Genomic DNA, 1840 nt, shown 5'->3' on the forward strand with positions numbered 1-1840 from the left:
TGGACCGCCACCGCGACCAGGTTCGCGCGTTCGGCGTCCAGCCAGGCCCGCGCGGCGTCCGCCTCGCCGACCTCCGGAAACGGCGTGCCGGGCCGGGGCACGCGTGGACGTTGGCCGGCCTCGGCCGGATACAGCGTGTCCACCGCCGCGGCCGCGGCGGCGAGGTAGTGGTCGGCCATCCGGGTCTGCGCGGCACGCAGGGCGCGAGGTGGGTCCTCGTCGCGGGCGCGGTCCGCGGCGTAGACCCCGATCAGGTCGTGGAAGGTGTAGCGCCCCGGTCCGGCCCGCTGGACCAGGTGGTGCCGGCCCAGATCGTCCAGCGCTGACCGGGCCGTGGCCACGTCGGTGGCGGCGAGAGCGGCGGCCGCGTACGGATCCAGGTCCTGACCGGGATGCAACGCCGCCAGCCGCAGCACCCGCTGCTGGTGCGGTGGGAGGTGTTGGTACGACCGGTCGAAAGCGAGTCGCACGCCGGTGTCCAGCCGATGGTCCCGGTGCCGCTCGTCGAGCCGGTCGGCGTGGTCCGTCAGGGTCCACCCGGGCGTACTGCGGATGTGCCCGGCGAGCAGGCCGAGGGCGAGCGGCAGGTAGCCGCAGCGCCGGGCGATCCGGGCCATCGCCCCGCTGTCCGGGCCGACCGGGATGTCCGGCGCGGACCGGGTCAGGAACTGCTCGGCGTCGGCGGCGGAGAACACGTCCACCGTCAGCTGGACGGCCGGGTGGAGCTCGGCGACGCTGCGCCGGCTGGTGACCAGCACGATGCAGCCGGGTGTGTCCGCCAGCAGCGGACGGAGCTGGTCGGCGGAGGCGGCGTTGTCGAGCACCACCAGGGTCCGCCGGCCGGCCAGCCGGGCCCGGAAGGCAGCCGTACGGGCGGCGAGGTCGAACGGGATCTCCTGGGCCGGCACCCCCAGCAGCCGCAGGAAGCCGTCGAGCACCGCACCCGGGTCGGCCGGCGGCTGAGCCGGGTCCAGGTGGAAGCCGCGCAGGTTGACGAACAGGACGTGGTCGAACGGCTGCTCGCGAATGAGCAGATGTCCGAGGTGGACAGCCAGCCGCGTCTTGCCCACCCCGGCCATGCCGGCGATGGCAACCATGACTGTCGCTTCGCCGAGCTGGAGCGCGTCGCGCAGCCGCCCGAGTTCGGCATCGCGCCCGGCGAAACCGGCGAGGTCCGGCGGCAGCGTGTCCTGAACCCGGACCTGGGCCGAGGCCTGGGCCTCGCCACCGATCACCCGCAACGCCTGCCGCCACTGGGTCACGTATCCGACATCGGGGTGCAACGCCCGCACGACGGCGATCACCAGGTCGGTGTTCAGCCGTCGCCGGCCGGCCTTGAAACAGTCCGCGACGGTCGCCTTGCGGGCCAGCTCGCCGCCGGGCCGCCCGGTCGCCCGCCACGCGTCGTTGATCCGGTCCTTGATGGTGTCGTACGACGGGCTACCGGCCCAGACCTTCAGCTGACGCAACCCGTCGGCGAGCTCGTCGAGGGTGCCGGCCCGGCCCGGGTCGGGAAGCACGACGAACGCCTGAGCCGAACGACTCGCTGTCACGACATCACCCAACACCGGCCCGGCCGCCCCGTCACCGCATCTGTCCGCAACCCGCGCGACCGCCGTACGGGATCGTCCGGGATTGCGTCGCCGGCGCCGGCTCCCCCGCACTCTCGGAACCGGACCGGCGCGTTGCCGGGCCACCGTCCCGGCGGCATCCGGGAAAAGGGGGACGAACGACAGTGAAGCTTCGCAGCAAGATCTCGGCCGTCGTGGTGACCGGCGCCCTGGCCGGCACCACGGCGGTGGCCGGAGCCGGTCCGGCTCAGGCGGCGGTCCCGCCGCCG

1 protein-coding gene is annotated in these 1840 nt (G+C 74.3%); it reads right to left on the reverse strand.

The features are described 5' to 3' along the window. A partial coding sequence (locus tag AB0C29_RS46435; protein WP_360834509.1) for an NB-ARC domain-containing protein occupies positions 1 to 1553 on the reverse strand: 1553 nt, incomplete at its 3' end. Between the last annotated feature and the right edge of the window lie 287 nt (positions 1554 to 1840).

It is taken from the genome of Actinoplanes sp. NPDC048791, from assembly GCF_040650095.1.
Lineage (GTDB): Bacteria > Actinomycetota > Actinomycetes > Mycobacteriales > Micromonosporaceae > Actinoplanes.